Below are 25479 nucleotides of genomic sequence, written 5' to 3' on the forward strand. Positions count from 1 at the left end.
CCAACCAGCTCATCCCCCAGCTCGAAGAACTCACCGCCAAACACCGCTGACGCGGGATCGGGAGACACCACCACCATGCGCATCCTGTTCACCACATATCCAGAACGGACGCACTTCCTGCTGCTGGCTCCGCTGGCCTGGGCGCTGCGCACGGCCGGCCACGAGGTGCGCGTCGCGGTCCAGCCCAAGTTCGCCGACGTCGTCACCCAGGCCGGCCTGACCGCCGTGCCCATCGGCACCGACCGCGACCTGTGGCAGTACCTCGGCCGCCTCAAGGAGATGGCCCATGCCAAGAAGGAGTGGACGGAGGAGTGGACCGGCAGCAAGGAGGTGGGCTGGCCCACCCCGTACGCGGCGGCGGAGTGGGAGCCCGAGGACGTCGACTGGGACTACCTCCGCAACGGCTACGAGCTGCAGATCGGCCAGTGGCACAAGCAGAGCAACGTCCCCATGATCAGCAGCCTGGTGGAGTTCGCCCAGAGCTGGCGCCCCGACCTGGTCGTCTGGGAACCCACCACCTACGCCGGCGCGATCGCCGCCAGGGCCTGCGGTGCCGCGCACGCCCGCCTGCTCATCGGCGCGGACGTCTACGGCATCACCCGCGACCACTACCTGCGGCTCGGCGCCGAACGCCCGGAGAACGACCGCGCCGACCCGATGGCCGACTGGCTCGGCTCCTACGCCCGCAAGTACGGGTTCGACTTCGGCGAGGAGCTCATCACCGGCCAGTTCACCATCGACATGTTGCCGCCCTCGCTGCGGATGCGGGCGAACCTGAACTACCTCCCGCTGCGGTACACCCCCTACGGCGGCCCGGCGGTCGTACCGAAGTGGCTGTCCACCCCGCCCGAGCGGACCAGGGTCGCCATCACCATGGGGCTCACCGTCACCGACCGCGCCGTCGGTTACCCGGTCGATGTGCAGGACCTCTTCGACGCCCTGGGGGATCTCGACATCGAGATCGTCGCCACCATCGTGGAGGAGGAGCAGCGGAAGCTCGCCAGGATCCCGGACAACATCCGCCCGGTGCCCTATGTGCCGCTCCAGGCGCTGCTCGCCTCCTGCTCCGCCGTCATCCACCACGCCGGGGTGGGCACCCTCGCCACCACGGCCCTGCAGGGTCTGCCCCAGCTGTCGCTGCCGTGGGACGTCGACCAGCCGGCGCTGGCCGAACGTCTGGCCGCGCAGGGCGCCGGCCTGGCCGTGCACGCCGCCAAGGCGACGGGCGAGGCCGTCCGCGAGAACCTGCTGCGGCTGCTGAACGAACCTCGGTTCCAGCACGGGGCCGCCCTGCTGCGCGAGGAGTTCCTCGCCATGCCGACGCCCAACGAGCTCGTCCCCCGGCTGGAGGAGCTCGTCGCCGAACACCGCGGCGACGGGTGAGGCCGATGCGCGTCCTGTTCACCACCTACCCGGAGAAGACGCACTTCTTGGCCATGGCCCCACTGGCCTGGGCACTGCGCACCGCCGGCCACGAGGTGGTCTTCGCCGTCCAGCCGGTCTTCACGGACGTGATCACCCAGGCGGGTCTGACCGCGGTGCCGGTCGGCGGGGAGCGGCACCTGTGGCAACTCATGAGCCGGCACATGCACTGGCTCCCCGCGGGGGTCGGCGGACTGCCCGTCCCCTACGACGCGGCCGAGTGGCATCCGGGCGACGTCACCTGGAGCTACCTGAAGGACGGGTACGAGCTCCAGGTCAGCCGCTGGCACAAGATGAGCAACGTCCCGATCGTCGCGGACCTGGTGGAGTTCGCCCGGTCCTGGAAACCCGACCTGGTCGTCTGGGAGCCCACCACCTACGCCGGCGCGATCGCCGCCGAGGCGTGCGGCGCCGCCCACGCCCGCCTGCTGTTCAGCGTGGACAGCCTCGCCGTGACCCGCGCCCACCACCTGCGGCTCATGGAACGGCAGCCCCCTGGGGACCGGGCCGACCCACTTGCCGACTGGCTCGGCGGCTACGCCCACAAGTACGGCTTCGAGTTCTCCGAGGAACTCGTCACCGGCCAGTTCACGATCAGCCTCCTGCCGCGCTCGCTGCGCCTGGAGGCCGACCTGCGGTACGTGCCGATGCGCTACGTGCCCTACAGCGGCGCGGCGGTCGTCCCGTCGTGGCTGCGGGAGCCCCCGGGACGCCCCAGGGTCGCGCTGACGATGGGGCTCAGCACCGCCGACCACGGGGCGGGATACGTGGTCGACCTGCCCGACGTACTGGAGGCGCTGGCCGACATGGACGTCGAGCTCGTCGCCACCGTCTCCGAGGCCGCGCGGGACAGGCTCGCCTCGATCCCGGACAACGCCCGGCTTGTGCCGTTCGTACCGTTGGACGCTCTGGCGGCCACCTGTTCGGCAGTGATCCACCACGCCGGTTTCGGCACCCTCGCCACCACCGCGCTGCACGCGGTCCCGCACCTGGTCGTCCCGTGGGACGGCGACGGCCCGGCGCTGGGACGCCGGATCGCGGCGCAGGGGGCCGGGCTGGCCCTGCACCCCATGCAGGCCACCGGCACCACCATCAGGGACCGCCTGCTGCGGCTGCTGAACGAACCTCGGTTCCGGCACGGGGCCGCCCTGCTGCGCGAGGAGATGCTGGCCATGCCGACGCCGAACGAGCTGGCCGGCGACCTTGAGGAACTGGCCGCGGCGCACCGGCACGCGCCGCTCGCCGGGTCCGCGATCGGTGGGGGGTGAGGACGATGCGTGTGCTGTTCGTCGCCAACCCGGAGAAGGCGCACCTGCTGACCATGGTCCCGCTGGCCTGGGCACTGCGCACCGCGGGCCACGAGGTCCGGGTCGCCGGCCAGCCGAAGTTCGCCGACATGATCACCCAGGCCGGGCTGACCGCCGTGCCCGTCGGCCGGGACGCCGACCTGTGGCAGCTGCTGGCCCGCGACCACCGTATCCCCGACTGGACCTGGGACCCCGCGTACGGCCTGCCCGTGCCGTACGACGTCGTGGACGATCCGGCCAGGGGCACCTGGCGGCACCTGGCCGACGGGTACGCCGAGGCGCTGCGCACCTGGCACCGGCCCGGCAGCCTGCCGATGATCGCGGGCCTGGTCGACTTCGCCCGGCACTGGCGGCCCGATCTGGTCATCTGGGAACCCCTGGCCTATGCCGGGCCGATCGCGGCCAAGGCCTGCGGCGCCGCGCACGCCCGCCTGCTGTGGAGCCTGGACGTCTTCGGCGTCGCCCGCGACCACTTCCTGCGGCTCAAGGCCGAACAGCCCCCCGAGGAGCGCGCCGACCCCCTGGCCGACTGGCTCGGCGCCTACGGCCGCAAGCACGGCTTCGACTTCACCGAGGACATGACCACCGGCCACTTCACCATCGACCAGATCCCCGCTTCGCTCAGCGTGCGAGCGGATCTGTCCTATCTCCCGATGCGGTTCGTCGCCTACGGCGGTCCCGCCTCCGTGCCGAAGTGGCTGTGGACCGCGCCCGAACGCCCCCGAGTCGCCCTGACGATGGGACTCAGCCTGACCGACCACAAGGCGGGTTACGCGGTCAGCGTGCAGGACGTCCTCGACTCCCTGGCCGACCTCGACGTCGAACTCGTCGCCACGGTCCCCGAGAGCGAGCGGCACAGGCTCAGCCGCGTCCCCGACAACGCGCGGCTCGTGTCGTACGCGCCGCTGCACGCCCTCGCGCCCACCTGCTCGGCGGTCATCAACCACGCGGGGTTCGGCACCTTCCTCACCACCGCGCTCTACGGAATCCCGCAACTCGCCCTGCCGTGGGACTTCGACGGGCCCGCGTTCGCCCGGCAGGCCGCCGGACAGGGCGCCACCCTGGTGATCCGGGCCGACCAGGCGACCGGTCAGGCCATCCGCCAGAGCGTCCTGCGGCTGCTCGGCGAACCCGCCTTCCGGCACCGGGCCGCCGACCTCCGCGACGAGATCCACGCCCTGCCCAGCCCCAACCAGCTCGTCCCCCAGCTCGAAGAACTCACCGCCAAACACCGCTGACGCGGGATCGGGAGACACCACCACCATGCGCGTCCTGTTCGCCGTCAACCCGGGAACGAGCACGTTCCTGCCACTGGTCCCGCTGGCCTGGGCACTGCGCACCGCGGGCCACGAGGTCCGGGTCGCCAGTCAGCCGAAGTTCGCCGACATGATCACCCAGGCCGGGCTGACCGCCGTGCCCGTCGGCCGGGACCTCGACATCATCAAGCTCTTCAAGATCTACGGCGTGACCGAGGAGCAGTTGGAGAAGGCCAGGGTCGGGCTGTCCCCGCCCTACGACGTCGCGGACGACCCGGCGAAGGCCACCTGGCGTCACATGCTGGACGGATACCTCGAAACCGTCGAGGGGTACAAGGCGGAGAACGCCCCGATGATCGCGGGCCTGGTCGACTTCGCCCGGCACTGGCAGCCCGACCTGGTCATCTGGGAACCCTTCACCTACTCCGGGCCGATCGCGGCCAAGGCCTGCGGCGCCGCGCACGCCCGCCTGCTGTGGAGCCTGGACGTCTTCGGCATCGCCCGCGACCACTTCCTGCGGCTCAAGGCCGAACAGCCCCCCGAGGAGCGCGCCGACCCCCTGGCCGACTGGCTCGGCGCCTACGGCCGCAAGTACGGCTTCGACTTCACCGAGGACATGGCCACCGGCCACTTCACCATCCATCAACTCCCCGCCTCGCTCAGCGACCAGGCCGGCTCGCAGCACTACCTGCGGATGCGGTACGTCCCCCACGGCGGTCCCGCCTCCGTGCCGAAGTGGCTGTGGACCGCGCCCGAACGCCCCCGAGTCGCCCTCACCCTCGGTTTCGCCGCCACCGAACTCTTCAGCGGCTACACGGTCGGTGTGCAGGATGTCCTCGACTCCCTGGCCGACCTCGACGTCGAACTCGTCGCCACGGTCTCCGAGAGCGAGCAGCACAAACTCGACCGCGTCCCCGACAACGCGCGGCTCGTGTCGTACGCGCCCCTGGACGCCCTCGCACCCACCTGCTCGGCGGTCATCAACCACGCCGGCGACGGGACCGTCCTCACCACCGCGCTACACGCCGTTCCCCAGCTCGCCATCGGCTACCACTTCAACGAGCCGATCATGGCGCGCAAGCTCGCCGCTCAGGGCGGGGCACTGCGGCTGCACCCCAGCGAGGCCACGGGCCCCAACATCCGCGAAAGTGTGCTCCGGCTGCTGCGCGAGCCCGCCTTCCGCGACGGCGCGATCCGGCTGCGCGACGAGATACGGGCTCTGCCCACTCCCAACGAACTCGTCCCCCACCTGGAGGAGCTCGCCGCCAAACACCGCACCGCGCCCCGGTGAAGCGAAGGAAGCCGATCCGGCTCGCCCGGGCTCCGGCAACACCGCCCGCACATTTCTCGAACGCCCCCCGAACCACCAAGAAAACCGGAGAGAACACATGACGATGACAGCGTCCGACCTCTATCTCGACCTCATGAAGCGAGTCGTCTGCAACACGGTCTACCAGGACCCGGACATGGACGTCTCCAACGTCGACATCGTCGAGGTCTCCGACGGAGAACAGACCGAGCTGAGAATGACGGGCGCCGAACTCGTCGAGTTCAGCGCCGAGGGCCGTGGCGAGGGCCGCGACTGGCCGCGTGACGCGCACACCATGATCGGCATGAAGCGCCTCAACAACCTGCAGGAGTGCACCGAACGCGCGCTGGCCGACGGCGTGCCCGGCGACTTCATGGAGACGGGGGTGTGGCGGGGCGGCGCGTGCATCTTCATGCGCGCCGTGCTGGCCGCGCACGGCGTGACGGACCGGCGGGTCTGGGTCGCCGACTCCTTCGAGGGGATCCCCGAGCCGGACGAGCGCTACCCGGACGACAAGCCGCTGTGGGGCATCCACCTGTTCGAGCCGCTCGCGATCTCCCAGGAGCAGGTGCAGGAGAACTTCCGCAGGTACGGCCTGCTCGACGAACAGGTCGAGTTCGTCAAGGGCCGGTTCGCCGACACCCTGCCCACCGTGCCCGTCGAGCGCCTGTCGGTCCTGCGCCTGGACGGCGACCTGTACGAGTCCACGATGGACGCGCTGGTGAACCTCTATCCCAAGCTGTCGCCGGGCGGATTCCTCATCGTCGACGACTACCACGCGCTGGAGGCCTGTGCCAAGGCCGTCCACGACTACCGGAACGAGCACGCCATCACCGATCCGATCGTCGACATCGACTGGTGCGGCGTGTACTGGCGCAAGGAGGCCTGAGCCGGGCACCGGCCGCGAGGCCGGTGCCCGCCTTCTCACCCACGGGGACATCACATTCACGAAAGGAGAACGATGTCCGGGGAGCAGCATTTCGACGACGCGGCGACCATGGGGGAAACCGGCGGCGATCTCACTTTTTCCTGGTCCACCGAGGGCCTCCCGATCCCGCCCGACCTGATGACGCGGGCCGTTTCCGGGATTCTGCGCGGCGGGAAGGCGCCACGTCCTGGCTCGACGGTGGATCGGATCCTCGACATCGTCGTCGGTTCGCGGCACACGCGTTTCGCCCCCAGGCCCGACGCGGACGGGCGCCGGATCCTGCGCGAACGCATCGACCGGGCGGTGTCGCGGAACGAGCCGATCCCCTTCTCGACGATGTGGGGATGCATCAAGCACTACGTCCGCGACGAGGACCAGGGCATCGACATCGCCGAGCTCTTCACCGTGTTGCGACTCACCCAGATCGTGACGGACATCTCCGAGATCTACGAACCGGGCGCCCGCATCAGTCTGATCATCGAGGACTTCGGCGTGTGGTACGAGGACGCCTACGGCCGTTCCCCCTCCGTCCAGAAGTCGATCACTGTGAACTCCCGCCTGTACGCGGACGGTCTGATCGACCTGATCGGGGTGGTGGCCGGAAAGTCCATACAGCCCTACCTGTTCCACGACACGGTCGACGCCGACTACCGCGAGTGCATCGCACAGGCCGAGCAGAACCGGGACCTGCTGCACGCCTACTGGACGGCGGAGGAGGACTCCGAGGCCCGATTCGGTGAGCTGTGCGCCGCGGGATGGCGCGGGGAGATCGGAGCCGAGACGCGACGGCACTACCTCGGCCGCCTCCGCAAGCTCTATCCCGCGGAGAACGAGACGCAGTGGCTCGACAGGGTCGTCCGCTACCTGGCGATGGTCCTGCTCTACGAGCAGACCGGGGCGCTGCGGAAGATCGACCCGCATGCCATTCGGCTCTCGTTCTACCAGCCCGCTCCCGGTATCGCGCAGGGCAGGGCGATGGCCCGGGTGCACCTGCGGGGCCTGCCGCGGACCTGGTGCTCGGCGGCCATGCCGCCCTGGACGGCCAGGGGGTGCTGGGTCCTTGAGCCCGACGGCTCCCTGCGCCCGCGGATCGAGAGCTTCCTGGAGTTGCACAGGTCCGGCACGACGTACCACCGGGGTTCCCTGAGCGTGACGCGCGCGAACCAGACGGCGGACCTGCTCATGAACGTGGTGATGCGGGATGGCCGGCCGGCACGGCCGCTGGCGCTGAAGCAGTACGGCTGACGACGCACAGCGGGGTCGCCTGACGCCCCCGGCGCGGGTCGCGGTCCTGGACGCGCGACCCGCGCCGCCGAGACAGGCGCCGTCAGAAAGAGAGCACGGAAAGGGGAGGGACCTCTCGGAGAGATCCCTCCCCTCCCACGCCGACCGTCAGGACAGGCCGGCCTCCGCCCGGCGGGCCACGACGAGGACGACACCTTCGTACTGCGGTCCTTCCGCCGCCTCCAGCCAGTCCTCGTCGCTTCCCTTGCCGAAGATTCGCGCGAGGTCCGGCGGTAGCTCACCGTGTCGCCGGACATACTCACCGGCTTTCAGATAGAGCTTTCCGAACGAGTACTTCGTGTGCTCGGTGATGTCCGCGACCTCGTCGATGACCAGACCGGCCTGACGCGCGAATTCCGGGTAGTGCTCGGCCCGTGGCATGGGGACCATACGCCAGAGCGCCGACATCTCCGCCAGCGCGTACTCCTCCTCCTCACTGAGCTCCGGCCCCCGCCTGACGTAGTCCGTGAGGACCACTCTGCCCCCGGGGCGCAGGACGCGCCCGATCTCGCTCAGGGCCCGCACCTGGTCGGAAAGGTGCACGAAGGAATCGATCGCCAGGACGGCGTCGAAGAAGCCGGGGGCGAACGACAGATTCAGCGCGTCGCCCCGCTGGAACCGCACCTGCCCTTCCATGCCCTCGGCCCTGGCCAGAGCGGCCGCCGTGTCGACCTCGCCGGCGCTGATCGAAACACCGACCACCTCCGCGCCCGTCGCCCGCGCCACCTGGACGGCCGACGCTCCCGACCCGCAGCCGAGGTCCAGGATCCTGTCGCCCGGCCCCACCCCGAGCTTTCCGATCATGACATCGGTCAGCCGGACGCCGGCCTCGCCCAGTTCGCTGCCGTCCTGGGGCCCCGTCCAGTACCCGACGTGCGTCTGCCCGCCGTACATCTCCGAGAGGGCCTGACCGTTCCTGTCGTAGAACTCGGCGACCTGTTCCGGCGTCGGGGGCTCGAAGGCCGAACGCGTCGTGGCCGAGATGAAGTCACGCGCGCTGCGCCGTAGCTGTTCGATGCTCATCGGCTCGTCCCCTCCCTCGTCACTCGGCGGCGAGCGCCGTGGCGGCGTGCCGGTCGAGCAGGTCGCGGGCGTCCCGCACCTCCTGGGCCATCGGCCGGTCGGCGTCCAGCGGCGGGGAGATCTCGGCCAGCTCCGCCCAGATCCCGTCGGCCTGGGGCTCCTCGCCGACCATCACGGCGAGCTGGGCCACGCCCAGGGCCAGCGAGCCGATGGCCAGCCAGCCCAGCTCCAGGCCGTCCGACACCGCGTTCGCCCCGTTGAGCGCCATCGGGACGTGGTCCTGGTTCCAGCCGTTGGTCGGCAGCGTGGTCAGCGAGGCCGGGTAGACGACCTGCCTGATCCGGGAGACGAACGACGTCGCGCTGATGTGCACGCCCGCCAGCCCGCAGCCCCGGCCGGCCCTCGGCGTGAGCATGGGCGGCAGGTCTCCGTTGGTGGCCGGGCTGAGCAGCAGGCCGAGCTGCCGTTCGGCCAGGTAGGCGGCCATGTGCAGGGAGAGCCCGATCTGGTCGGAGGCGAGGCCGACCGGCATGGCGTGGAAGTTGCCGCCGTGCAGGATCTGGCCCTCGTAGGCGATCGGGTTGTCCTGGCAGCCGCTCGCCTCCCTGGCCAGCACGTCACCCGCCGAGGTGAGCTGGTCGAGCACCGCGCCGAGCACCTGCGGCGCGCACCGCAGGCTGTACGGCTCCTGCAGCGGCCGCCGCTCGTCCCGGACCAGGCCCTGGGGCAGTTCCCGCCTGATCCACCTGGCCGCCGTGAGCTGCCCGAGCTGGCCGCGGGCGAACGCGTGGCCGTCGTCGTAGTGCTCGCTGTTGGCCCGCAGCAGGGTGGCCAGCCGGCCGGTCAGCATCGCCGCCGCCCGGACCAGCCGCACCGCCGACTGGTGGTTGAGGATGGACACCGCCAGGCTGGCGCCGGTGCCGTTGACGAAGGCAAGCGCCTCCCTGACCGGCCACTCGAACGGCTCGGCGCCCAGCGCCGCGAGCGCCTCCCTGGCGGGTCTCGTCTCCCAGCCGCCGCCGGCGCCGCGCATCCACGCCTCGCCGAATCCGGTGAACGTCAGCGCCGCGTGGGCCAGCGGCTGCAGGTCCCCGCTCGCGCTGACCGTGCCGTCCCGCGGGATCACCGGGGTGAAACCGGCGTTCCACAGGTCGGCCAGGGTCTGCCAGAACTCCGGCGAGACCGCCGAGAACCCTCGGCGCATGCTGTTGAGGCGCAGCCAGAAGACAAGCCTGGACACCTCCGGGCTCAGCGGCCTGCCCTGGCCGGTGCCCAGGTGTGAGATCAGCGAGCTGCCCTGCTCCATCTCCGATTCCGCGGCGTACGTGACGAGCGGGCCGAATCCCTGGGTGAGGCCGTAGATGGGCTGGTCGGCGGCCAGATGTTTCGCGACGGTCGCCGCGCTGGCCTCCATCCTGGCGATGTCGGCGTCGTCGCACGGATCGATCCGGCCATCCCAGGAGGCGCTCCTGGCGATCTCCGCCAGGTACGCCGCACCGGTCGTCTCGCTGCTCGTCATCTCGGCGGTCAGTGTCACTTCGCTACCTCTGCTTCGGTTGCCTCGGTGGTGGGTGATGTCTGGAGGTGCCGCACCTTGCCCAGCGCGGACCGCTCGATCCTGGGCACCGCGTGCACGCGCTTCGGGCGGACCCCGATCCGGTCGAACGCGGCGGACAGGTCGAGGTCGGCCAGTTCCGTGCCCGGCTTCAGCACGACCAGCAGGTCGACGTGCTCGCCGATCATCCGGTCGGCGACGGGGACGACCGCGAGGTCCTCGCAGTCCAGCACGGCGCGCAGCGCGTGCTCGACCTCGTCCAGGTTGATCCGGCGGCCGTTCACCTTGACCAGCCGGGTGCGGCGACCGGCGAACCGGAAGGTCCGCTCGTCCAACGGCTGGACGTGGTCGTCCGCCTCCCAGAGCGGCGGCGGCCGCTCGTCCGGCCGGAACGCCAGCCGGGGACTGCGGATCACGAGCGGTACCTCTTCGTCCTCGTCCGATCCGGCGGGTTCGGGTTCAGGCTCGGGATCGGCGAAGGACACGTCGGGGAAGAGGGTCCAGGGGGGAGGTTCGCCCTCCCGCCAGCGCCGGGTCGCGATGCCGCCCGCCTCGGTGGAGCCCAGCACCTCCACGATGAGCGCCCGGTCCGGGCCCGCCTCGGCGAGGAACTCCCCGGCCGTCGCGGGGAGCATCGCGCCGCCGTACAGCACGGTGATGTGCTCCAGCTCGCGGACCCAGCTCATGTGCTGCAACAGCAACGTGAAGATCCACGGTGTCGCCACCACCACGACCCGCCGCTGCTCGATGGGCGGCATGACACCGTAGAACGTCGGTTTGTACCAGACCGGCAGCCGGAGATGGGCGGGGATCAGCACGCTCGCCAGCGCCCCGTACAGGTGGGTCGGGGGAACGCAGGAGATGACCGCCTCCGGCTTCTCCGGTTCGATCAGCTCGGCGAGCATGCCCGCCTCCAGCCAGACGTTCTCCCGCAGCCGCCGCCAGCACCGGCTCGGACCCGTGCTCCCCGAGGTGTGAAAGTCGATGGTCGGCGGCAGGGTGCCGAGCACCAGTTCCCCCGGATCGCGGTCGGCGAGGTCCCAGCGCACCTGCCAGGCCCGGTCGGTCATCGCCGGCGCGGTGAATTCAAGAGAAAGCAATTCGGCCGGGCTCAGCTCGGCATAATCCATGGCCACTCCTTTGCCCCGGGCATGCGGAAAGAGAGACGAAAGAATCGGATTTGCTGTCCCGCTGGCGGGACAGTACTGCTCAGCCGAGCGACTGGGCGATTTCCATGAGGTACTGGCCGTATTCCGAATTCTTCATCCCGGCGCCGAGCCGGTGGCAGGCGTCCGCGTCGATGTATCCCATGCGCACCGCGATCTCCTCCAGGCAGGCCACCCGGACGCCCTGGCGTTTCTCGATGACCTGCACGTACTGGCTCGCGGCCAGAATCGAGTCGTGCGTGCCGGCGTCGAGCCAGGTGAAACCCCGCCCGAGCCGGACCAGGTGGGCCCGCCCCTGTTTCAGGTAGGTCTGGTTGACGTCCGTGATCTCCAGTTCGCCGCGCGGCGAGGGCGCCAGATCCCTGGCGATCTCCACGACGTCGTTGTCGTAGAAGTAGAGCCCGGTGATCGCGTCGTTCGAGCGCGGGCGGAGCGGCTTCTCCTCGATCGACACCAGCGCACCGCTGCCGTCGACCTCGCCGATGCCGTACCGCTCCGGGTCAGAGACCGGGTATCCGAACATCGTGCAACCGTTCAACCTGGTACGACAGGCCCGCAGGATCCGCGGGAAGCCCGCGCCGTGGAAGACGTTGTCGCCCAGGATGAGCGCCGTCTGGTCGTTGCCGATGTAGTCCGCGCCGATGATGAACGCCTCGGCGATTCCCCGCGGTTCCGCCTGCTCGGCATAGGAGATGTCGAGCCCCAGATGCGATCCGTCGCCCAGCAGGTTGCGCAGCGCGGGGAGGCTCTCCGGCGTTGAGATCACCAGAATGTCCCGCATGCCGGCCAGCATGAGCACGGAAAGCGGGTAATAAACCATTGGCTTGTCATAGATGGCCAGCAGCTGCTTGGACGTAGCCAATGTCAGGGGGTACATACGCGTACCGCTACCGCCGGCGAGAACGATTCCCTTCATCACCCGTCCTCTCCTCGATTTCGGGATGAATGCAGCGCAAGAGTAATCAGAGTTTCGCCCGCCGGCCAAGCAGCCGACCCGGTCGTATCCCTTCCCGGAAAACAGCGATGCCGTTTATCGTGTTGACGGGTTCGCTGTCAACCACATCGTTCCGGAAATCCGCGGCCCGGCGGCGACAGCCGCATCCGATTCACACAAGGGATTTCCCGCAAGCGATGAGAAGATGTCACGAACCCGCTCCGCGTGCTCGCCCGAACGGCCCATCGGGACCGGCCGTCGTTCGGCACGGACCCGATGTGCTCGTACACCACCTCCGTGGACGCAACCGCCGGAGGGGTCAAGCGGCCAGGCAGAAAAACAAGGCCACGGGTCTATGCGGGCGCCGGGGTCGGGGCCGGATGGGGGCATGGCCAGGTTTCCGGCAGATCTCCAGCGCCGGGATCACAAGCTGATTCCAAGCCAATAGCAAGATCGACGGAGCAGGGTGATGGCGCACGTCGGCCTGCTGGAGCTGTATAGGACCGCACCCGACGTCTCATCCGTCCGCGCACTCGAAGCTTCCTCTGACCGACCTGGTCGAAGCCGTCACGTCCACTCCGGAGAAGAGCATCTGATGCCCGAGTCCGGCTCGTCGAGCACCGATGGCCCATCACGCCGTCCCGTCAGAGGGCGCATGCTGGCGACCGTCGCCACCCTTGCGGTGTCCATTTTGGTCGTCCTGTTCTGGCAGTCGGACAGCCGCGAGACGCCCTCCTCGCCCGGTGGTTCCACCACGGACAAGGGTTCTGCCCCGGCGGCCCGTTCTGCGGCGACCGCCCCCTTCGGCACGCAGATCTATGTGCAGGCCACAGATCACATCGCCGCAGTGGAGGCGTTGGCGGTGACGGAGTTGAACGGCCGCCCAGTCGCCGTCACCGGCAGCACAGACATGACGGTGCGGGTGCGGGACCTGGCCACCGGCAAGCAGATCGGCGCGCCGTTCGTCCACCCCGACGTGGTCCGGACGATGACGGTGGCCCGGTTGGACGGCCTTCCGGTTGTCATCTCCACCGATCGAAGCTCGGGCTTGCAGGCGTGGAGCCTGTCCCCGCCCTATCCGCCCATCGGTTGATCCGGTTGCCGACCGACTTGGGAAGGCACCGCGTCGCCCCGGATGTCGCAGCCCGGGGCGACCAGACCGGGCCCCTACAGAAGACGTCGCGCGGGACCACGCGGGCCGACGCCCTGTGCTGCTCGCGATGATGAACCGAACATGAAGGAAGACGCATGCCTGTCCTCAGCCCCGTATGTACGTCTCGCGATCGGGGAGTTCTCTCCGCGGGGAGGGGCGCCGCCCGCCGCGCCAACGGTACGGCAGCCGCGGCGGTGGCGATGCTCGCCGTCTGCCTGCTCTCGGCGTGCGCGTCCGGCGGCTCCGGCGGCTCCGCGGCACCGTCTTCCCCTCTGGGTGGGCACTGGCCGGTGAAACCGCTGCCGCAGCGGACGGCGGGCCTTCGCCTCGACGCCATGTGGCCGTTCGCCACGCGGGAGGAACTGCTGTCCGACCGGCCCTCCGTCGGGGGTGCTCCTGTCTACGACGCGGTGAATGCCCGCTACGAGGAGACCGAGAAGGCCAAGGGCCGCAAATGGACCAGGCTCCTCATATTCACCGGATATGAGGCAAGGGTCGTCACCGACCAGTGGCAATCGGCCGTGGGCGACATCCTCCTCACCTTTCGGGCGGTCGGCACACCGGGCGAAGAATTCGAGATCCCCACAGGTCCGTTCGGCGGCTACGCCCGCTGTATTGAAACCCTGCACCTGGACTCCACATCGGGCATGTGTGCCTGGGCCGACGACGGCACGGTCGGAATCGTGTACGGCCCGAACTTCAACGCCGCCGAACTCAGGGATCTCCTCCCCACCTTCCGCGCCGACGTCGAACGCTGAGCGTCGGTGAGGACAGGCTCGCCGACGGGCGGAGTCGCGTGGTGGCCTGTGGATGTAGGACAGAGGTGACCCGCTACCACGCGATCTACCAGGAAGTATCGGTTCCCCGCGGCTACGGTGTTGACCACGCCCTGCCCGGCGACCTTGAGGTCGTAGTCCCACAGGGCGCCGCTTTGGTCGTGGACCCGGTAGTGGCCGCTCAACGTGACCTTGCCTGCCGGACCTCAATCGGTGAAGGCGACGCTGATCGCGTGGCTGTCCTCGTGCATGTGGTAGCCGCTGATCCTGGCGTCGGTGACGGTGAAGTGCAGGGCGAAGTCGTTGGTGAACGCCTTGCCGGTGGACAGCACGCCGAAGCGGCTGCGTCCGGTCACCACGGCGTGGTCACCGTCGAGGACGGTGGCGTTGACGGTGAACTCGTCGGCCGGGGTGAGCTCCGTACCGAGCAGGGTGAAGAACTCGGCGATCTCGTCCCTGGTGGAGCGGGTCCCGGTCCAGGGAACGTTCGGCGCGCCGGGGACGGAGAAGTCCACCCGGTCGGCGAACAGGTCGAGGAGGCCGGGCAGATCCCCGCTGCCGAAGCGGGTGAAGAAGGCGTCGACGATCTCGCGGGTGGTCTCGGGCGTCACGGTCATGTCTCTGTGCCGATCTCTCGTGTCTCTGGGGGTGGCGGGCAGGTCGGACGGAGGCTTGGAGGTCTCCGGTCCGGGTGTGATCAGCCGGGTTCCGGTGGGGCCCGGGTTTCACGCCGATGCCAGGGCCGGGATGGACCACATCTCCAACTGAACAGTTGGAGTTTGGCATGCCCGCCACCAAATGTCCAACTATCTGGTTGGAATCTTGTAGGCTGCCTCCATGGCCTGGGACACCGCCAAGACCAAGCAGCTCCTCCTCGACGCCGCCGTCCAGGAGTTCGCCGAGCACGGCCCCCAAGGCGCGCGGGTCGACCGCGTCGCCGCGCGGGCCGGGGCGAACAAGGAGCGCATTTACCAGTACTTCGGCAACAAGGAGCGGCTGTTCACCGCGGTACTCGAGGCCGAGTTGGCCAAGGTGGCCGCCGCCGTGCCGCTCAGCGTCGAACAGGGTGCCGACCTCGGCGAGTACGCGGGACGGGTCTTCGACTACCACTGCGCACACCCGCACTTCCTGCGCCTGCTGGCCTGGGAAGGGCTGCAGGACGGCCAGGTCGCGGTGGCGGCCGAGGACGAACGCACCACCCACTACGCCGACAAGGTCGCAGCCCTGGCCAGGGCTCAGGCGTCCGGGGCGATCGGCGAGGACCTCGATCCCGCGCACCTGTGCTACGCCGTGTTCGCCCTGACCACCTGGTGGTTCTCGGCTCCCCAGATCGTGCGCATGCTCATGGCCGGGGTCGCCGATGACAGCACCCGGTCGAGGCGCGAGGCGCTGGTCCGCATGGTCCGCCGCCTGGCCGGCTGACCACCGACAGGAGAGCGGAGGGTCCGGCCTCCGGCGCCCACCCCCTCGGTCTGCCGCTGGGCGGCGTTCGCGGTGGCCACCACCTCAGCAGTCCAGATCTCCGCCCAATGCGCGGGCTCGACGTGGGCCTTGACCGCGCCTGGTGAGAAGTCCCTACCCGGGGCAACGTACAACGGACGCCGCGGGGTGCGCCTCACACCGGGTTCGGCGCCGCGGCCAGGTTCTGCTTGACGTGCCGGGTGATGTCGTCGGCGAGGATTTCGGGGAGGCCCTTCTCGATGCCGTCCAGGGCCTGGGCCGCGACCTCGGCGGGATCGACCTTCCGCTCGGCGGGAACGCCGGCGGCCATGTCGGTGTCCATGTACCCGACGTGCAGCGCCGAGACGGTGATGCCGCGAGGTGCCAGTTCCTCGCGGATCGCGTTGGTCTGTGCCCACGCGGCGGCCTTGGCCGCCGAATAGGACCCGGAACCAGCCGGATGCAGCCAGGACAGCACGGACAGGACGTTGAGCACGGCGCCGCCGCCGTTGCCCTCGATGACCGGGGCGAAGGCCCGTGTCACGGCGAGCGGCCCGAAGAAGTTCGTGTCCATCTCCAGCCGCACCGAGTCCAGATCACCGGCGACCAGAGGGGTGCCGGTGAAGATCCCGGCATTGTTCACCAGCAGCGTCGCGTCGGAGGCGATGCCGGCCGCGGCCCGGATCGACTTCTCGTCGGTCACATCCAGGTGGAGTGGGACGGCACCGGCCACGTCCACGCTCTCAGCGCGGCGGGCCGCCGCGTACACCTTCGCTCCGCGCTCCAGAAGCTGGACGGCCAGCTGCCGGCCCAACCCCCGGTTGGCGCCGGTGACCACCGCGACCGTGTCCTTCAGTTCCATGCTTGCTCCCAGCGTCGCGGGCGGTTCCGATGACCGAGCCCGGAAATTAGATTACGTTAATAATCTAAACCGGAGGATAGGATAGATGTCAACCGACATCCAACTTGAGAGGTGGCCGATGGGCCGCGTGTCGCAGGCGCAAGCACAGGAGAACCGCAAGCGGGTCGTGGCAGCCGCCTCCCGGCTGTTCCGCGAGCGGGGCACGCAGGTCAGCGTCGCCGACCTCATGAAGGAGTGCGGGCTGACCCACGGCGGCTTCTACAAGCAGTTCGCCTCCAAGGAGGCGCTCGTCGACGAGGCCACCGCCCACGCCTTCGACGAGTTCGCCCGGCGCCGCGCGGCAGGACCGGAGCAGCGGGCGGCGATCGACACCTACCTCTCCGTCGAGCACCGCGACAACCCGGCGGACGGTTGCCCCGTCGCCGGGCTCGCCACCGACATGGCACGGGAACTCGGTGATCACGAGGCCCACCGCGTCTACGCCGAGGGCGTGAGCGACTTCGCCGAGTGGCTCGCCACCGAGGACCAGGACGGCATCACCCGGCTGTGCACGATGCTCGGCGCACTCGTCCTGTCCCGGGCCACCAAGGGCTCCCCCCTCTCCGAGGAGATCCTCACCACCGCACGCGCCGCCTTGACGGCGAACAGCTGACCCGGGACACAAGGCCCGCCGGTCCGGCGCCGACATCACGTTCACGCCGGACGGCGTCGCCTTCGTCGACCACGGCGACGGCATGGACGCCGTGGTCGGCCGGGTTGTCGGCGCGACGGCGGCGGCACTGGCCGACGAGACGTGGGCCCGCCTGAAAGCCTGCGCCAATGACGGTTGCCGGTGGGCCTTCCACGACCACTCCCGATCCCGGACGGGCCGCTGGTGCTCGATGCGACTGCGCGGGAACCGTGTCGATATGCCGCTAAGATCACCCGCATCGTCACTCGAATCTGGGCCGCCATCGGACGATACCGCTTCGGGCGCGTGGCCGCCGTCGTCGTCGCGCTCTACCTGACCGTCGTGGCGGTAGCCGCGGTGCTCGCCGCCGTGTCCGGGGACCTGTCGGCGCTGTCGGTGGCCGCGGCGGCCTCGACGTGGGGCATCTCCGCGGAGGAAGGCTGGCTGGGGCCCCTGCTCGCCGGGATCTGCGGGCTCAACGCGTGGATGCTGTGGCAGGTGCTGCGCGGTCCCGCGCTGCCGCGCGCCGAGGGGCTGCCGCGCGGCGTGGTCTGGCTGCGGCGCCTGCTCTATGTGAACGTCGTCGGCGACCTGGTGCTCTGGGAACTCGTCGACGAGCTGTCCGACACCGTGGAGTACGTCGCGAGCCTGGTCGCGTGGGCCGCCACGGTGATCCTGCTGGCGCGGGTCGTCTCCGGGGTCTCGGCCCTGTTCCGGGCGATCGCCCTGGCGCTCGGCCTGATCGGCGTGCTGACCCCGGCGTTGCTGCGCTTCCTCGACGGCCCCGGCCTCCAGGTGATCAGCCTGCTGGGACTGGCGAGCTTCGGCTGGATGGTGATGATCCTCGTCGGGCAGCGCCGCGACGGGCGGTGGAGCAGCGCCACGATCGACATCGGGCGGATCGCGCTCGTCGTCCTGCTGGCCTTCCCCGTGCTCAACCTCGCCTTCCAGTGGCTGCTGTTCGACGGCCCGGGGCTCGTGGTGAACGCGCTCGGCGTGTTCCACACGGTGTGGCTGGCACGCACCGCGCACGAGCTCGCCGGACCCGCCGACATGCCCGCCGCTGAAACCGCCACGCGGCCCGCCACCGGCCGCGGGCCGCGGCCGATCGTCGCCGTGGCGCTCGTGCTGCCGCTCGTCGTGGTCGGCGCCGAGGAAGGCGCCCGGTTCAGCTTCACCGGCGCGGACGAAGGTTGCCGCGAGCGGATCCGGTCCTACGCCGACACTCCGCCGCAGGACCGGCGGCGGGCGTTTCTGTGCCTGGCCAGGAACGACACCTACGCGGGGAGCCCGATGTTCCCCGAGGACCTGCCGGACCAGCGCATCCTGGCCCACGGCGAGAAACTGTGCGCGGTGCCCGGTGTCGAGGAACGGCGGGAGCTGCTCCGGCGGGCGGGCGGATCGGCGGGCGCGGGCGAGCTCGGCGACGCCCTGGAGTTCCTGTGCCCCGACGTCGTCGCCCGGCAGCGGGCGGACGAGGCGCGCGAACAGGCCGAGCGGGAGCGGGAACTGGCCGCGTGGGAGAGCGAGATGAACGCCCGATGCGTCGACCCCTGGCCGAAGCTGCGGGCCAGGCGGCAGGGCACGGCCGCGTACCTGCTCTTCGAAGGGGGCGGCTATGACGTCTTCGACGACCGGGACAGCACCGAGGGCGCGGGCGGTGACATCTTCAAGGCCATCGACGACGGGTTCATCGACGCCGCCGGCAGCAGCGCCGCCATCACGACCGACGGCGAGAACGCGCCGATGTGCCTGACCGTCAAGGCGTTCGGCGCCGCCCCGCCGCTCCGGCTCAAGGGCTGGGAGCGGGTGGTCGAGGTGGGCGTCATCAGCCGCAGCGGCCGCCTGGTCGTACCGCCGTACCCCGAGGGCGGTGACAGCGGGGCGATCAAGCCGCTGCCCAACCTGGCCGTCGACGGCCCCGGCCGCTACCGGATGCGCGTCTACGCCCGCGCGTTCGAGTGGAACGAGGACGACCCCGACGCGCCCGTCGAGGAGCACCTGATCGTCGTCTACCCCGGCCGTTCCGCGACGAAGGTCGTCCACCGCCCGTGGCGGTGACCGGTCGGCCGCCCTGCGCGCAGACCGTGCGCGAACACGCGCAGCGGGGACTCCTGTCTGGATGACAACCGGTGCCACGAACAAACCGTGTGGGCCGTCCGGGGAGCATGCCGCGTCGAACTCCTGACGTTTCTGAAACACGTCCTCATGTATCAAACCCTCCCCCTCGCCTAGGCCGATGGGTAGGATTTGATACATGAGGATGAGGGAGGAACGGGCGCCTGAGGGGCGATTGGCGGCCTTGCCGCCCACGTTCACCGCTGCTCAGGCGCGTCGTACTGGAATCTCCTCCCGTGATCTTTCCCAGCTGGTCACGGACGGAAAGCTCGACGAGCTGTCGCGAGGGGTCTACCGCCACGCGAGCGCTCCGGAGACAGCACATCTTGATCTGCTTGCCGTGTGTACGCGGGTCCCCCGCGCGATCGTCTGCGGAGAATCAGCTCTTGCTCTTCACGAGCTCATCGACGACATACCCTCCGCTGTTCACATCGCAGTGGCGCGCGGCAGTCATCGCCCGTCGATCTCCTATCCACCTGTCGTGGTGTCCCAGTACACAGTCAGCACATTCGACCTCGGCCGCGAAGAGTTCCAGGCCGCTCCTGGAGAGAGGATTCCTGTGTACAGCGCACCTCGGAGTGTGGTCGACGCGATGCGACATCGTCATCGGATCGGAGAGAGCTTGGCGCTTTCCGCGCTCGGCCGGTACCTGCGCACCCGCGGTGGTTCGGCGGTCAGTGACCTTCAGGACATGGCCGAGAGGCTGAACGCGATGCCCGTGATCCGTCCCGCGGTCGAGGCGGTGCTGGCCTGATGCCCAACCCACCCCGCGCTGACGTCGCCGGACAGGTGTACAACGACCTGCGTGCCCTGGCTCGCCGCGAGGGCAGATCCACTGATGAGGTCATGGTCGAGTACGTGCTCGAACGATTCCTCTTTCGGCTGGCCGCCTCGCCGCTCGGTGGACGGCACTTCGTCCTCAAGGGGGGCCTGCTTCTGGCTCAGTTCGGCGCCCGCCGCATGACGAGGGACATCGACATCCTTGGCCGTGCTTTTCCAGGAGATGACGCCGAGATCATCCGACGCATAGCGGGGATAGCCGAAACAGTCGTCGAGGATGGTGTGGCCTTTGACCCGGCCTCACTCAGGACGGTGCCAATACGCCAAGACGACGAGTATCACGGGCTCCGGCTCTCCATGGCCTCGAACATCGCACGCGCCCGGTTGAAGCTCCAACTGGATGTCAGCTTCGGCGACCCCATCACACCCGCGCCTCGGCTCATCGACTATCCCCAGCAACTGGCAGGTGGGAGCTTCCAGTTGTACGGGTACCCTCTCGCCACGGTCATCGCCGAGAAAGTCGTCACGGCGGTATCCCTGGGTGCCCTCAACACTCGGGATCGGGATTACGCCGACATCTACCGGTTGATCTCTCTCAATAACTTGAACGGTGACGAACTTACCGCCGCAGTCAGGGCCACTGCCGAGCACAGAGGCGTGATTCTCGAACCGCTGAGTTCTCGGATAAGCGATCTACCTGTGCGACGACAGTCCTCGTACTCGGCCTGGATACGACGACAGGGCCGGACTGACGCTGGTCACCCACCGGACTTTGTCGAGCTGACGGATCTTGTCACCACATTCGCGGACCCTCTCGTGGTGGGTAAAGCTGCCGGGCGTACCTGGGACGCCGAACGCAAAGCATGGAACTGAGCCCAAAGTCACCCCTTGTGGGGTGCGATACGGGCCCGTCCAGTAATCGGCTACGTGTTCGACGTCATCGACGGACCATACCCGCCGCACTCGCCGCGCCGGTTCAGGGAGTGGTACGCGGGAGTTCCGTCTGGCCGGTCAGCGCGATGCCGAGCCGTTCGGGGCAGGCGCGTTGGAGGAAGTACTTGGCGCCGGCCTTGGTCTCCTGGGTGGTGAGGGGGCGGTAGCGCATCGCAATCCAGCGGCCGAGGACGGCGTCGTGGTCGATGTACCAGCCGGGGAATGCCTGGCGCAGTACGGCGAGTGGCTCCTGTTTCGGGGGGTTCATCGCGGGGACTCCTGTCTGGATGACGCGGGCGGGCCGGGTGGGCGGCCCGCCCGCGTCACGCACCGCGTTTCACCCTCACGCGGTACGTCTTGGGCGGCACGGCGGCCCCGGATCGGGACCGCCGTGCCCGTTCAGAAGTGGCCGATACTGGCCGAGCCGGAGGTGAGCGCCCAGCGGTGCAGGAGCGCGGTCGTCTCGGCCTCGCGCATCTGCGTCTTCAGGCCCTCGGCGGTCCGGTCACAGATGATCAGCGGTTCCGGGGTGGGCCAGGTGGCGATGGCGTGGAAGAGACGGCTGCCGGTGCCGTACAGCACGGACCATCCCGGCCAGGTGATCTCCAGCATCGCGGCCTCGGCACGGGCCTCGTGGTCCCAGGTGTACTGCGGGACCGGGGCGGCGGCGTGGCCGTCGCGGTGACGGCCCCGGGCGGCGGCCAGACAGCGGCGGATCATGCAATCACCTGCCCAGCCTGCTCCTGCGTCTCCCGTGCCTTCGAGGCGGGAGCCTCCCGTGTCTCCTGTTCTCGTACCGCCTGCTCCTCCGCCTCGCGGGCGAAGGACTCCTGCCGGTCGGTCTCGGCCCGCAGCGCCTCCAGGCTGTCGGCGTCGACGGTCCGCTCAGCCCCGGCATAAAGCGCGGCCTTGGAGAAGGGCTTCTCCCGGCTGGCCCACAGTCGTCCGGCATCGCTGAGGATCAGCCGCCAGCCGGGGATCGTGGTTTCGGGGCTGGTGGGCTCTGGGTGGGTGGAACTACCATCTCTCACTGATTGGACCTCGATCCGATCAAGGGCCCGTCCGGTCGTTTCCAGCGGTGGACGGGCCTGCTTCATGAAGCGGGGAAGGATCTGGAGGGGTTCGCCGTACCGGCCGGGCGACCGGTACGAAGACGGGATGACCGTCGGGCGGTTCAGTGCGCAGGTGATTCTTCGCCTCGGGCGGGACGCGAGGCGACACCGGTAGCCCAGCCGGGGCGGCTTGGTGAGAGCGGACCTGGTCGCCGGACGCGGATGACAGGGCACCCGCCGAGACGGCGACGCCGGTACGGACGGTTCGACGACCGGACTCCGCCCGGGACGACGCTGCTCGGACATCGCCGGAATCCCCTCGGCCGGGGCCGACTCGGCACACCGCTGAACGGACACCGGCGCGGCCACCTCGGCGGACCGCTGAGCGGGGATCGCCCCGGCCGGGGCCGCGGGGGCGGGCAGCTCGAAGCACGGCAGGGAACGGTCCCCGGTACGACGGACCCGCAACCGGATGTCCAACAGGTCACCGGAGGGCTGGACGTACTCATGATCGGCGGGCCGCTCGGGACAGCTGTGCGCGTAGGGGGCATGCCCGCAGGTGGCACACCCCATCGGCATCGGCGGCACCTCGGCGAAACAACCGCAGCCACTCATCGTGGCCCGGTCGAGAACCGGAGCACCAGGGTTGTTCACGGATCAGGACTCACTTCCTGGTCAAGGGCCCGTCACGGTGTTCCAGCACCGGGCGGGTCCGCCTTATGTGCCTTGAGGCGGATTTCGAGCCTCTACAGCTCTTCTCTACATGTGCTCGTCCATGCTCGTACTCACATGAGTGCCTATGAGCATGGCCGTCTATCTTCTTCGCATGATCGAGTTCGAGCGCGATCGGCCGATATGGATCCAGGTCGCCGAGACCCTCACCGAGAGGATCGAACGCGGACAGTACCTGCCGCGCCACCTGATCCCTTCCGAAGTGCAGATGGTGCAGGAGTTCGGCATCGCCCGGGGCACGGCCAGGAAGGTGGTCGCCTACCTCCGCGAACAGGGGGTGGTCTACACCGTCCCGCAGATCGGATCGTTCGTCAGCCCGGCGAGGACACCCGCCGACGAGAAGGACTGAGTCCGTCACGACCACCTCGAACAGGCGGAGCCGTTGCGAGGATCGGCCTCCGACTGTCATGGTGTCCTCACTCTGAGTCATGGGGTGGTGGGTCCATATTGAACCTTGACCCGGCCAACTTGCAAGCCTCAAAGTTTATTACCTCAAACTATTTTCTCTCTGAGTCTTGATTGAGGGGGTCCGGCGTGAAGAGCAGTCCTACGGTGCGCCGACGGCAACTCAGCGCCGCGCTCATCAAGTTGCGCAAAGCAGCTGGTCTCACTGCCGAGGAGGTCGTTCGGCATCTGGCATGGTCGCCGGGCAAATTGACATACATGGAGGGAAATAGATGGGTAAGGCCTGATCTGGCGAATATCCGAGCCTTGCTGGATCTTTATGGCGTTACCGACAAAGCCATGCACGATGCTGTGCTCACTCTTGCCCGCCAGGCCCGCGAAAAGGGCTGGTGGTCGAAGTACAGCGACGTGTTCAGGGGTTCACTCGCGGGGTTCGAGGCAGCGGCCATTGACATTCGCGCCTACCACGCGCTGTCCATCCCCGGACTGTTGCAGGTGCCGGACTACATGACCGCCATCTTTCGAGGGGGTCGGGTCATGGACGAAACCCTCATTACCCGGCGCGTTGAGGCACGCCTTGCCCGGCAAGAGATCCTCCGGCAGAACAATCCGCCCAACCTGTGGGTCATCCTCGACGAGGCGGCGTTGCGCAAGATGGTCGGCAGTCCAGAGATCATGGCGCGGCAGCTGGAGCACGTGATCGAACTATCAGCGCGAGATCACATCACCATCCAAGTTCTCCCTGATGCGGCCGGCGCACACGCCGCCATGGAGGGCTCGTTCATGATTCTTGACTTCAAAGAGGGAGACGGCTCGATCGTCTACGTGGAGACGGCCATGAGCGACCTGTACTTGGAGACCAAAGAAGAGTTACGTGGTTATACGCTCATATTCGACCATGCGCGTGCGTCGGCACTCAGCGCGGAGGTTTCTGCCGCGTACCTCACCAAACTCGTTGATCATCTGAAGTAGAGGCGAGCATCATGGAATCCATCCATCCCGACCTCATCTGGATCAAAAGTAGCTACAGCGGCCCAAACGGAGACGACTGCGTGGAAGTAGCCACGAACCTTCCGGGCCTCATCGCCGTACGCGACAGCAAGAACCCATCCGGCCCGATGCTGACCTTCTCCCCGACCGCCTGGAACAACTTCCTGATGGACATCCGCAGCGAAGAAATCTGACCCGGCCACGGGTGCCGCGCGGCCAGAACCGCTGTGAAGCAGTCTGGCCGCACGGCGATGCGAGCCGAGGATCGGTGGGTGCCCACCCGTGGTGGGTCCCTACTCCAGGATCTCCAAAGGTGGGAGCTGGTCCACGATCTTCATGGTTTCCAGGCTGACGGTCACGATTCGTTTGAGAAGGTCGATGATGTAGCGCGGGTCGTCGGACCAGTCGTTGGGGTCGTTGATGATGCCGGAGTCCTTGTCGACCTTTATCTGGTACCGGTCGATGATTCACTCAATCGCGGAGCGGGCGCCGAGCTGGTAGCGGTACGCCTCTTCCGGGACGTTGGCGAGGGTCACTCGGCTGTTGTAGACGATGGTCGAGCGGTCCGCCTGTCCCTGCTTCTTAGGAATCTTCATCTTCTCGACGTGGTACAGCTCATGAGGTGGGGTGCCGTTTTAGCCAGATAGCGGACGTTTGACTAGGCGTTCTGGTCAGCGTTGTCTGGTTCGCAGTGAGGTAACCACGGCTCCGGCGGCCGACGACACGATCTGTGGATCCGGCAAGAAGCTCAATGTGGCGACGGCAGCACGGCCGGCTCGCGGGCGTAGCCGTCAGCCGCGGGAACGTATGCCAATCCCGTCAACGGATACGCGAGCGACCGCCGACTGCAGCCGATTATTTCTTAGCGTACGTTTCGTGAAGTGACTTTGCAGCGGTCTCGTCTGCCCGTAGCGGGCCTTATGGCGCTTATTGGGCCAATCTACTTCCTAGAAGGGATGTTTCCTGAAAAGATCCGATCTACAGGATTCGGGATCTTGTAAGAAGGGAAGACATGCCTGTCACGGAAGGCAACCAGGCAAGGTCCAGCATTGAGATCACGGTCTCCGACCCGTCGCAGCTGCGGTCGCTGCGCGGCTGGCTGGAACGAGTTGCCGGCATCCAGGTCGAGCAGGTGGCGGGTACACCCGGGCCTGGTGAGCAGGGCGCGGCCGATGTGCTGATGCTTCTCGGTGGCGGCGGGGCGCTGGCGGTCGCGATCAAGACCTTGCCGGAGTTCATCCGCTCGCGCCGCTCTGACATCGAGCTCACCCTGAAGACCGAGAGCAAAGAGATGACGATGAGCGCCACGAACGTCGACGATATTCCGACCATCATCGACAAGTTCCGTGATGCCTGCTGATGCACCACGGGACTTCTCCCAATC

General features: G+C 68.5%; 27 protein-coding genes and 1 pseudogene. 18 read left to right on the forward strand and 10 right to left on the reverse strand.

From position 1 onward, the window contains the following. The first annotated feature begins 75 nt into the window (after positions 1-75). The 6 genes from AB0K21_RS39925 (at position 76) to AB0K21_RS39950 (ending at position 7467) form a co-directional block, all read left to right on the forward strand. Positions 76-1383: an activator-dependent family glycosyltransferase gene (locus AB0K21_RS39925; RefSeq protein ID WP_364157592.1), complete on the forward strand. Its 1308-nt coding sequence runs from the start codon at positions 76-78 to the stop codon at positions 1381-1383. 5 nt (positions 1384-1388) lie between these two features. After that, on the forward strand, positions 1389-2690 hold the full coding sequence (locus tag AB0K21_RS39930) for an activator-dependent family glycosyltransferase (protein WP_364157595.1): 1302 nt from the start codon (positions 1389-1391) through the stop codon (positions 2688-2690). Between the two features lie 5 nt (positions 2691-2695). Further along, positions 2696-3967 carry an activator-dependent family glycosyltransferase gene (locus AB0K21_RS39935; protein WP_364157598.1) on the forward strand — a complete coding sequence of 424 codons (1272 nt, stop codon included), beginning with the start codon at positions 2696-2698 and terminating at the stop codon, positions 3965-3967. Between the two features lie 25 nt (positions 3968-3992). Next, positions 3993-5276 (forward strand): activator-dependent family glycosyltransferase, encoded by a 1284-nt coding sequence (locus tag AB0K21_RS39940; protein WP_364157601.1) that lies wholly within the window; start codon positions 3993-3995, stop codon positions 5274-5276. Between the two features lie 97 nt (positions 5277-5373). Further along, on the forward strand, positions 5374-6183 hold the full coding sequence (locus AB0K21_RS39945) for a TylF/MycF family methyltransferase (protein WP_364157604.1): 810 nt from the start codon (positions 5374-5376) through the stop codon (positions 6181-6183). Positions 6184-6255: 72 nt separating this feature from the next. Then, positions 6256-7467 carry a hypothetical protein gene (locus AB0K21_RS39950; protein WP_364157607.1) on the forward strand — a complete coding sequence of 404 codons (1212 nt, stop codon included), beginning with the start codon at positions 6256-6258 and terminating at the stop codon, positions 7465-7467. Positions 7468-7614: 147 nt separating this feature from the next. Here the strand turns inward: AB0K21_RS39950 and AB0K21_RS39955 are convergent, their stop codons facing one another. The 4 genes from AB0K21_RS39955 to rfbA form a co-directional block, all read right to left on the reverse strand. Next, complete coding sequence (locus AB0K21_RS39955) at positions 7615-8529, reverse strand: methyltransferase domain-containing protein (RefSeq protein WP_364157610.1); 915 nt, start codon at positions 8527-8529, stop codon at positions 7615-7617. Between the two features lie 19 nt (positions 8530-8548). Then, positions 8549-10066 (reverse strand): aromatic amino acid ammonia-lyase, encoded by a 1518-nt coding sequence (locus tag AB0K21_RS39960; RefSeq protein WP_364157613.1) that lies wholly within the window; start codon positions 10064-10066, stop codon positions 8549-8551. Next, positions 10063-11214, reverse strand: a complete 1152-nt coding sequence (locus AB0K21_RS39965; RefSeq protein WP_364157616.1) for a class I adenylate-forming enzyme family protein — start codon at positions 11212-11214, stop codon at positions 10063-10065. Before AB0K21_RS39965 ends, AB0K21_RS39960 begins: the two co-directional genes overlap by 4 nt. 79 nt (positions 11215-11293) lie before the next feature. Next, the gene (rfbA, locus tag AB0K21_RS39970) at positions 11294-12166 is read right to left on the reverse strand and encodes a glucose-1-phosphate thymidylyltransferase RfbA (RefSeq protein WP_364157619.1); all 873 of its coding nucleotides are present in this window, start codon (positions 12164-12166) and stop codon (positions 11294-11296) included. A 673-nt stretch (positions 12167-12839) separates the two neighbouring features. Between rfbA and AB0K21_RS39975 the strand changes: the two genes are divergently transcribed. Further along, entirely contained in the window at positions 12840-13277 is a 438-nt protein-coding gene (locus AB0K21_RS39975) for a hypothetical protein (RefSeq protein WP_343962471.1), read from the forward strand. A 254-nt stretch (positions 13278-13531) separates the two neighbouring features. After that, complete coding sequence (locus tag AB0K21_RS39980) at positions 13532-14095, forward strand: hypothetical protein (protein ID WP_364157623.1); 564 nt, start codon at positions 13532-13534, stop codon at positions 14093-14095. Between the two features lie 224 nt (positions 14096-14319). On the opposite strand, the gene AB0K21_RS39985 is transcribed toward AB0K21_RS39980, so the two are convergent. Next, complete coding sequence (locus AB0K21_RS39985) at positions 14320-14730, reverse strand: nuclear transport factor 2 family protein (RefSeq protein ID WP_343962467.1); 411 nt, start codon at positions 14728-14730, stop codon at positions 14320-14322. Positions 14731-14950: 220 nt separating this feature from the next. Between AB0K21_RS39985 and AB0K21_RS39990 the strand changes: the two genes are divergently transcribed. Beyond that, complete coding sequence (locus AB0K21_RS39990; protein ID WP_343962465.1) at positions 14951-15535, forward strand: TetR family transcriptional regulator; 585 nt, start codon at positions 14951-14953, stop codon at positions 15533-15535. A gap of 193 nt (positions 15536-15728) precedes the next feature. Here AB0K21_RS39990 and AB0K21_RS39995 read toward each other — a convergent pair whose 3' ends face one another. Next, the gene (locus tag AB0K21_RS39995) at positions 15729-16415 is read right to left on the reverse strand and encodes an SDR family oxidoreductase (protein WP_364157628.1); all 687 of its coding nucleotides are present in this window, start codon (positions 16413-16415) and stop codon (positions 15729-15731) included. An 85-nt stretch (positions 16416-16500) separates the two neighbouring features. On the opposite strand from AB0K21_RS39995, the gene AB0K21_RS40000 reads away from it, so the two are divergent. The 5 genes from AB0K21_RS40000 (at position 16501) to AB0K21_RS40020 (ending at position 20856) form a co-directional block, all read left to right on the forward strand. Further along, on the forward strand, positions 16501-17067 hold the full coding sequence (locus AB0K21_RS40000) for a TetR/AcrR family transcriptional regulator (RefSeq protein WP_343962461.1): 567 nt from the start codon (positions 16501-16503) through the stop codon (positions 17065-17067). An 82-nt stretch (positions 17068-17149) separates the two neighbouring features. Then, on the forward strand, positions 17150-17422 hold the full coding sequence (locus AB0K21_RS40005) for a CGNR zinc finger domain-containing protein (RefSeq protein WP_364157631.1): 273 nt from the start codon (positions 17150-17152) through the stop codon (positions 17420-17422). Continuing rightward, positions 17392-19146, forward strand: coding sequence for a hypothetical protein (locus tag AB0K21_RS40010; protein WP_364157634.1), 1755 nt, complete (start codon positions 17392-17394; stop codon positions 19144-19146). Before AB0K21_RS40005 ends, AB0K21_RS40010 begins: the two co-directional genes overlap by 31 nt. A gap of 196 nt (positions 19147-19342) precedes the next feature. Beyond that, positions 19343-19957, forward strand: coding sequence for a type IV toxin-antitoxin system AbiEi family antitoxin domain-containing protein (locus tag AB0K21_RS40015; RefSeq protein WP_343962457.1), 615 nt, complete (start codon positions 19343-19345; stop codon positions 19955-19957). Then, positions 19957-20856 (forward strand): nucleotidyl transferase AbiEii/AbiGii toxin family protein, encoded by a 900-nt coding sequence (locus tag AB0K21_RS40020; protein ID WP_364157637.1) that lies wholly within the window; start codon positions 19957-19959, stop codon positions 20854-20856. The genes AB0K21_RS40015 and AB0K21_RS40020 overlap by 1 nt, the downstream gene beginning before the upstream one ends. Positions 20857-20959: 103 nt before the next feature. On the opposite strand, the gene AB0K21_RS40025 is transcribed toward AB0K21_RS40020, so the two are convergent. The 3 genes from AB0K21_RS40025 to AB0K21_RS40035 all read right to left on the reverse strand — a co-directional run bounded on the left by AB0K21_RS40025 (position 20960) and on the right by AB0K21_RS40035 (position 22622). Then, complete coding sequence (locus tag AB0K21_RS40025; RefSeq protein ID WP_364157640.1) at positions 20960-21184, reverse strand: hypothetical protein; 225 nt, start codon at positions 21182-21184, stop codon at positions 20960-20962. Positions 21185-21315: 131 nt separating this feature from the next. After that, positions 21316-21636 (reverse strand): hypothetical protein, encoded by a 321-nt coding sequence (locus tag AB0K21_RS40030; protein WP_364157643.1) that lies wholly within the window; start codon positions 21634-21636, stop codon positions 21316-21318. Beyond that, positions 21633-22622 carry a hypothetical protein gene (locus tag AB0K21_RS40035; RefSeq protein ID WP_364157646.1) on the reverse strand — a complete coding sequence of 330 codons (990 nt, stop codon included), beginning with the start codon at positions 22620-22622 and terminating at the stop codon, positions 21633-21635. The genes AB0K21_RS40030 and AB0K21_RS40035 overlap by 4 nt, the downstream gene beginning before the upstream one ends. Before the next feature lie 172 nt (positions 22623-22794). Between AB0K21_RS40035 and AB0K21_RS40040 the strand changes: the two genes are divergently transcribed. The 3 genes from AB0K21_RS40040 to AB0K21_RS40050 all read left to right on the forward strand — a co-directional run bounded on the left by AB0K21_RS40040 (position 22795) and on the right by AB0K21_RS40050 (position 24289). Further along, positions 22795-23049 (forward strand): winged helix-turn-helix domain-containing protein, encoded by a 255-nt coding sequence (locus AB0K21_RS40040; RefSeq protein WP_364157649.1) that lies wholly within the window; start codon positions 22795-22797, stop codon positions 23047-23049. A gap of 185 nt (positions 23050-23234) precedes the next feature. Further along, complete coding sequence (locus tag AB0K21_RS40045; protein WP_364157652.1) at positions 23235-24077, forward strand: helix-turn-helix transcriptional regulator; 843 nt, start codon at positions 23235-23237, stop codon at positions 24075-24077. A gap of 11 nt (positions 24078-24088) precedes the next feature. Continuing rightward, positions 24089-24289, forward strand: coding sequence for a DUF397 domain-containing protein (locus tag AB0K21_RS40050; RefSeq protein ID WP_364157655.1), 201 nt, complete (start codon positions 24089-24091; stop codon positions 24287-24289). Positions 24290-24388: 99 nt separating this feature from the next. Here AB0K21_RS40050 and AB0K21_RS40055 read toward each other — a convergent pair. Next, positions 24389-24712: pseudogene (locus AB0K21_RS40055) on the reverse strand (type ISP restriction/modification enzyme); the annotation flags it as partial. A 395-nt stretch (positions 24713-25107) separates the two neighbouring features. Between AB0K21_RS40055 and AB0K21_RS40060 the strand changes: the two are divergent. Continuing rightward, the gene (locus AB0K21_RS40060) at positions 25108-25455 is read left to right on the forward strand and encodes a hypothetical protein (RefSeq protein ID WP_364157658.1); all 348 of its coding nucleotides are present in this window, start codon (positions 25108-25110) and stop codon (positions 25453-25455) included. Positions 25456-25479: the final 24 nt, after the last annotated feature.

The sequence above is a fragment of the Streptosporangium sp. NPDC049248 genome, from assembly GCF_040678965.1.
Taxonomy (GTDB): domain Bacteria; phylum Actinomycetota; class Actinomycetes; order Streptosporangiales; family Streptosporangiaceae; genus Streptosporangium; species Streptosporangium fukuiense.